The sequence below is a fragment of the Pyramidobacter piscolens W5455 genome (assembly GCF_000177335.1).
GTDB classification, from domain to species: domain Bacteria; phylum Synergistota; class Synergistia; order Synergistales; family Dethiosulfovibrionaceae; genus Pyramidobacter; species Pyramidobacter piscolens.
This window is the reverse complement of sequence record NZ_ADFP01000071.1, coordinates 58,175-64,734: the sequence shown is the minus strand read 5'-3', so window position 1 is coordinate 64,734 and position 6,560 is coordinate 58,175. Positions and strand designations below refer to the sequence as shown.

General features: G+C 60.6%; 6 protein-coding genes. 4 read left to right on the top strand and 2 right to left on the bottom strand.

The genetic code is table 11. The annotated features are described in order from the left end of the window. Positions 1-15: 15 nt before the first annotated feature. Positions 16-510 carry a hypothetical protein gene (locus tag HMPREF7215_RS06500; protein ID WP_009164942.1) on the bottom strand — a complete coding sequence of 165 codons (495 nt, stop codon included), beginning with the start codon at positions 508-510 and terminating at the stop codon, positions 16-18. Between the two features lie 435 nt (positions 511-945). Between HMPREF7215_RS06500 and HMPREF7215_RS06490 the strand changes: the two genes are divergently transcribed. The 4 genes from HMPREF7215_RS06490 (at position 946) to HMPREF7215_RS06475 (ending at position 5,086) form a co-directional block, all read left to right on the top strand. Beyond that, entirely contained in the window at positions 946-2,328 is a 1,383-nt protein-coding gene (locus HMPREF7215_RS06490) for a phosphomannomutase/phosphoglucomutase (RefSeq protein ID WP_009164940.1), read from the top strand. A 10-nt stretch (positions 2,329-2,338) separates the two neighbouring features. Further along, complete coding sequence (locus tag HMPREF7215_RS06485) at positions 2,339-2,824, top strand: YbaK/EbsC family protein (RefSeq protein ID WP_009164939.1); 486 nt, start codon at positions 2,339-2,341, stop codon at positions 2,822-2,824. A 188-nt stretch (positions 2,825-3,012) separates the two neighbouring features. Then, complete coding sequence (locus tag HMPREF7215_RS06480) at positions 3,013-3,216, top strand: hypothetical protein (protein ID WP_009164938.1); 204 nt, start codon at positions 3,013-3,015, stop codon at positions 3,214-3,216. 262 nt (positions 3,217-3,478) lie between these two features. After that, complete coding sequence (locus HMPREF7215_RS06475) at positions 3,479-5,086, top strand: gamma-glutamyltransferase family protein (protein ID WP_009164936.1); 1,608 nt, start codon at positions 3,479-3,481, stop codon at positions 5,084-5,086. Between the two features lie 154 nt (positions 5,087-5,240). Here the strand turns inward: HMPREF7215_RS06475 and HMPREF7215_RS06470 are convergent, their stop codons facing one another. Further along, on the bottom strand, positions 5,241-6,440 hold the full coding sequence (locus tag HMPREF7215_RS06470; RefSeq protein ID WP_009164935.1) for a CdaR family transcriptional regulator: 1,200 nt from the start codon (positions 6,438-6,440) through the stop codon (positions 5,241-5,243). Positions 6,441-6,560: the final 120 nt, after the last annotated feature.

Genomic DNA, 6,560 nt, shown 5'->3' with positions numbered 1-6,560 from the left:
TTTCCGATCCGCGGCTTAACAGTTGATGATGAAGTGTTCGGGCTCGTAAAAGGTCTGGAAGTCGGTGAGGTTGTTCTCGCGGGCGATGTTTTCCACCTCGTCCTCGTTCTCCACGCTGAAGACGTCCACGCCCTCGTCGGTGTAGTTGACGAGCAGACAGCCGTAGCCCTCCGTGACGCCGTCCTTGAAAGCCTGGAGGTACAGTTCCAGCTCGATCAGGTCCTCGAAGAAGATCTCGCTGGACAGTTCGCCCTCGTTGACCGCGCCGCCCTCGCCTTCCTCGTCCTCCGTCAGCGCCTGAAGATAGGAAGCGATGCGTTCGTTCATCGTCTGTTCGAACTCGGGCGCGATGTCAAGCTGCATCTCGTCCTCGTTCAGCTCCCTGAAACTGCCGACCGGCTTGCCTTCAAGCCACAGCTCTCCGGAATACAGAAGGTTCTCGTCGCTGTCCTGTTCGGCCAGATTGTGGATTTCCACCCCGTTAATTGACGCGTGCTCGATGTCTTTCATTTCAGAAGGTCTCCTTCCCGGAACTTTCATTCCTCGGAATGCTGCCACTCATTTTACCCGAATCGGAACGTAACCGCCAGACTCCTTTTCGCAGAGCCTCCTTTTTTTAGACTCATAACAGGAAACGGATCTCCGGCGGCAGTGGCAGGCCGACGTCCACATTCCAAAGCGCTCCCAACGCGACGCCGAGCACCGCGGGACTGCGAATCAGCGAACGGACAGCGCGCCACGGAGAGCGCCGTGGAGCGCCCGCAATATTCGAGAGGATCGCCATCATCACCGAGGCCGGGAAACGTTTTTCATTATAGATTTTCCGGCGGAAAATGGGATCCCCGCCTCGATCCAATTGTCGAAGCTTCCTTAAGACGATATAATGAACTTGAACCATGAGACGGCATCCCCGATCAGATCATCCAGAAAGAAGGAAAAAACATCATGATCCCCGTTCCTTCCCGCATTTTTCGCGAGTACGACATCCGCGGCGAAGCCGAGAGCGACCTGACCGACGAGAACGTGCTGGCGATCGCGCGCGCCTACGGCACGTATCTGAAACGCTCCGGTATCCTCAAAGCCACCGTGGGCGGCGACGTGCGCCTTTCCACCGGGCGGATCCGCGCCGCTACCGTCGCAGGTCTGCGCTCCTGCGGCCTCGACGTCATCGACCTCGGCACGGTCACGACCCCCATGCTCTACTGGAGTTTTTTCCGCTTCGGCGTCGACGGCGGTGTCATGATCACCGGCAGCCATAACCCCAAGGACATGAACGGCCTCAAGCTGGGCTTCAGGAAAGCCACGCTCTACGGCGAAGAGATCCAAAAGATCCGCCGCATGGCGCAGACCGGCGATTTCGACCTCGCCGACGCGCCGGGAGCGCTGCAAAAGGCCGACCTCGCCGACGAGTATATCGCCATGCTCGCGTCGAAAGTGCGCCTGCCGCGGCCGATGAAGATCGTCATCGACCCCGCCAACGGCACGGCGGCGCTTTTCGCCGGCAGATTCTTCAAAGCCCTCGGCTGCGACGTCACCGCCCTGTACGACACGCCCGACGGCACGTTTCCCAATCATCATCCCGACCCTCAAAAGAAAGAAAACATGCGGGATCTGGCGCGCACAGTCGTGGAAGTTCGCGCCGAGGCCGGCTTCGGTTTCGACGGCGACGCCGACCGCATCGGCGTCGTCGACAACGAAGGCGAGATCGTCGGCGGCGACATTCTCATGGCCCTGTTCTGGCGCGAGATCCTGCCCAAACATCCCGGCGCCACGGCCATCATCGAAGTGAAGTGTTCCAAAGCGCTCGAAGAAGAAGTGCGCCGCCTCGGCGGCCGCCCGTATTACTACAAAGCCGGCCATTCGCTGATCAAGGCCGAAATGAAACGCATCGGCGCGCCCTTCGCCGGCGAATACTCGGGACACATGTTCTTCGCCGACGAATATTACGGCTACGACGATTCCTTCTACGCCGCCGCCCGGCTGCTGCGCCTCATCGCCGCCGGAAACGAGACGCTGGCGCAGATGCGCGCCTCGATCCCGGCGTACTATCACACCGAGGAAATGCGCATCGACTGCCCCGACGAGCGCAAGTTCGAGGTGATGAAGCAGATCGCCGCGCAGGCGCTCAAAGACCACGACGCCATCACCGTCGACGGCGTGCGCATCCTTTACGACGGCGGCTGGGGATTGATCCGCGCCTCCAACACCCAGCCCGTGCTGGCCGTCAGGTGCGAAGGCACGACGCCCGAAAAACGCGACGCCATCGCCGCCGACATCCGCGCCCGACTGCTCCGCGCCGGACTGCCCGACTTCCAGTGGAAAATCTAAGGAGGTTCCCATGACCGATCCCGTTGAAAAAGTGCAGAAGGCCCTCGACGAACTTCACTACGACGGCCGGATCATTCACAGCGACGCCACCATCTTCACCGTCGAAGACGCCTCGAAGGCGATCGGCGTGACGCCAGGCGAGATCCTCAAAAGCCTGATCTTCATGGTCGACGGACAGCCATGGCTCGTGCTCATGTCCGGTCCGAACAAAGCCCACTCGGGCAAGATCAAGCGTCTCAGCCAAGGGCATCACGTCACCATGGCTTCGCCCGACTACGTTTTCGAAAATTTCGGCTTCAGGATCGGCGGCGTGCCGCCCGTCGGCTACCCGCAGGCGCTTCCCGCGCTGCTGGACGAGGATTTGTGGAATTACGCCATCGTCTGGGCCGCGGCCGGCACAGATCACGCCTTCTTTCCCGTGGCGCCGGAAACACTGCGCAAATACACCCAGGGGCAGAAAGCGGCCGTCAAAAAAGAGCCGCCCCCTCAGGCTTGATCTTCCGACCCCCTCTTTCATCCTGGAGATGAAAGAGCAGAAAGGAGCTTCCCATGAAAACTTCGGCACTCAAGATCTATCGTGAACGTCCCATTATGGGCTGCGGCTGAAGCACGGCAATCTACACCGAGAACGAGCTGAAACATTTTCCCGGTGCAGCCAACCGCGTCGCGGCTGGTCAGCTTTACATGAAGCTCAAAGAGGAGTATGGCTCACGCCTCGACATCGATTTCTACGACCCGCGCTGTTTCGTATTTCTCTTCGACACGCTGCGCTATCGCCTGCGCGGCGGCGAAGTCACCTGGGTGCTGAACGGCAAGGTGATCTTCCGCGGCATTCCCGAATGGGAAGACCTGAAAGACGCTATCGACGGCATCCTTTCAGCCTCATAGACAAAAGACGAGACCGCCCCGGCCTGCTGCAGGCTGAGTCGGTCTCTTTTTTCGTATCCGCGTGAAAACGTTCTCGATCATCATGGCGGGAATTTTCGCCTCTTTCCTGCATCTGTTCCCGGCACCGTAAATCCGGCCACGAAAAACACGAACGAAATCGACGGATCTGTTTTATAATAGCGGCGGCCTCGAAAAAACGCTCTGCACCGTCAGGCGCCGTGCGAGTCCGCTCACAACTCAAGGAAAGCCGGAGGAAAAAATCATGAAATTCGACATGCTGAATTATCGTTATCCATCCCGCCGCAGCGTCATTTACGGGCGCAAAGGCATGGTCTGCACCTCTCAGCCGCTGGCGGCCCAGGCCGGACTGGACATTCTGAAAAAGGGCGGCAACGCCGTCGACGCCATGATCGCCACGGCGATCTGCATGACCGTATTGGAGCCCACGGGAAACGGGCTTGGCTCGGACGCTTTCGACCTCGTCTGGTTCGGCGGCAAACTTTACGGGCTCAACGGCAGCGGCGGCGCGCCAAAGCTTCAGACCCTCGAGAAGATGAAGGCCAAAGGCTACGATTCCATGCCGCAGCGCGGCTGGGACTCCGTCACGGTGCCCGGCGCCGTATCGGCCTGGGGCGAACTGCACAGGCGTTTCGGACGCTTGCCCTTCAAAGAGTTGTTCGCCGCCGCCATCGATTACGCCGAAAACGGTTATCCTGTCCATCCCATCGTCGGCCGTCTTTGGAACGACGCGGCCAAAGTCTTCATGCCGTTCAGGGACAAGCCGGAATTCCGTCCGTTCCTCGAAACGTTCCTCAAAAACGGCGCGCCGGCCGTCGGCAGCGTCGTCAAGCTGCCCGACCACGCCAGGACTCTGCGCGAACTTGCCGAGACGAACTGCGAGAGCTTCTACCGCGGCCGAATCGCCGCGGCGTTCGACGCGTTCTCGAAAGAGACGGGCGGTCTCCTGCGCGCCGAGGACCTGGCGGCGTACCGGGCCGAATGGGTCGAACCGATCAGAACCAACTACAAAGGCTACGAAGTCTGCGAAATTCCGCCCAACGGCCACGGCATCGTCGCGCTGATGACGCTGAACATGCTGCAGAAGATGGACACCTCGCTGGGGCGCGACGCCGAGCCGACGGTCCACAAACAGCTGGAAGCGATGAAGCTGGCTTTCACCGACGGACAGACTTACATCGCCGATCCGCGCTTCATGAAGATGAAGACGGATTTTCTGCTCAGCGACGCCTATGCCGCGGGACGCAGCGGCGAAATCGGCGCAGAGGCGCTGCTGCCGAAGCCCATCGATCCGCAGTGCGGCGGCACGGTTTATATGTGCGCCGCCGACAGCGAAGGCAACATGATCTCGCACATCCAGAGCAACTTCCGCGGCTTCGGCAGCGGCATCGTCATCCCCGGCTGCGGCATCGCGCTGAACGACCGCGGCAACGGCTTCAAGCTCGATCCGCGGTCCGACGACTGCATTGCCCCGGGCAAGAAGCCCTATCACACCATCATCCCTGGATTCCTGATGAAGGACGGCCGGGCCGTCGGTCCTTTCGGCGTCATGGGCGGCTTCATGCAGCCCCAGGGGCACGTACAGGTGTTGATGAACATGATCGATTACGGCCTCAATCCCCAAGAAGCTCTCGACGCGCCGCGCTGGCAGTGGATCGGCGGCAAGAAGGTGGAACTGGAAGCCGGCTTTGACCCTGCCGTGGCCGAAGGGCTGCGCAAACGCGGCCATGAAGTGACCGTCACCGACGACTTCCTCAGCTTCGGCCGCGGCCAGATGATCCTGCGCAGCGACGACGACGTGCTCATCGGCGCCACCGAGCCGCGCACCGACGGCTGCGTCGCCGCCTGGTAAAAGGGACCGTCCCCTCTCCGCTCAAAAAACACACAAACGCCAAGCGGCCGGGAACTGATGATTCAAATGAATGCATCAATTCCCGGCCGCTTGGCGTTTGTCCTGCGGAGGACATCGTCGGTCACGCGACCGATCTTTTTCGTTTTACGAGTTTTCAGCGTTTGTTTCTGATCGTCTTGGGATTGCCCTTGCCGTTCCGCCACAGGATCACGGACCAGTAGAAGCGGCTCATTTCGCGGAAATCGCGCGGCTTGACGCCGAGAATGCTCTCCAGCTTTTCGAGACGGTAGTCCACCGTGGTGCGGTGCACATGCAGCAGTTCAGCGGCGCGCACGACGCTGAAACCGCTTTCGCACCAGGCCACGATCGTCTCCTGGAGTTCCTCCCCGTCAGTGCGCACGAAAAGCGGCGCCAGCTCGCGCTCAACCATGCTGTCGAGCAGGCGGGGCTCGGAACAGAGCAGCAGTTCCTCGACGCGGAAGTCGGTGATGATGTGGACTTTGTCGCGCGGAAGCAGCTTGCTGCCGACGCCCAAGGCGACCTGCGCCTCGCGGTACGACGAGACCAAGCCGGGGATGCCGTCCTGCACGCTGCCGATGCCGACCGCGGCGGAAAAGCCGCGGCGCTTGAGCTGCTCGGTCAGCTGCAGGCACTGCTCGCGCACCGCCACGTAGAACTTGTCGCGATTGAATTCGCGGCCGCGCATGGCGCTGCGGAAAACCACGTAGCGGTGGGGGCCGACGCTGCCGGAAACGTCGCCGGGGGCGTTGAAGATCTGGCGGATGTCCATCAGCGTGCGGTCGCGTTCGGGATAGTCGCCGTCCTCGCTGCTTTGCGACGACGTGTCGATCTCGATCACCGAATAGGCCAGCGTCTTGTCATAACCCATCAGCGCCGCTTTGGTCTCGATCACCTGCGGATCGTTGATGCCGGGGCGGAACAGGGCGATATCGGCCACCAGAGCCTGAAGATTGCGCTCGCGCTCCAGCAGTTCGCGCGTGATCATGCGCTCTTTCAGGTAAAGTTCGGCCTGGCTTTTGACAAGCTGGGCGAACGGTTTGACCTTTTCGGGATCGCCCGTGATGGCGATCGTGCCGATCACATGCTGCTCAGTATCGAGGATCGGATAGGTGACGCCGGGCTTGACCCCTTTCAGACGGCGGGCGTCCTCTTCCGTTTCCCAGCGGGACTGGCCCGTGCGCCCGACAATGGCGCACGCCTCGTTCAGCGTGCCGATGCCGCGGTCAGGATCGCTGCAGCCAATCGTGATGCCGTCGGTATCGGTGATGACGACGTCGTAACCGATAACGCGGGAAATGTTTTCCGCAAGTTCCTGAGCAATAGGTCTAAGCATGTGTCTCCTCCCGGACATTGTGTGTGATTGCAGCGCATCTGCCTGATTTTGACGGGAATTAAGGCAAGTTTTATTCGCCGGCGCGTTTACGGGAAATCCTTTGCGACGAAATTTTATTTT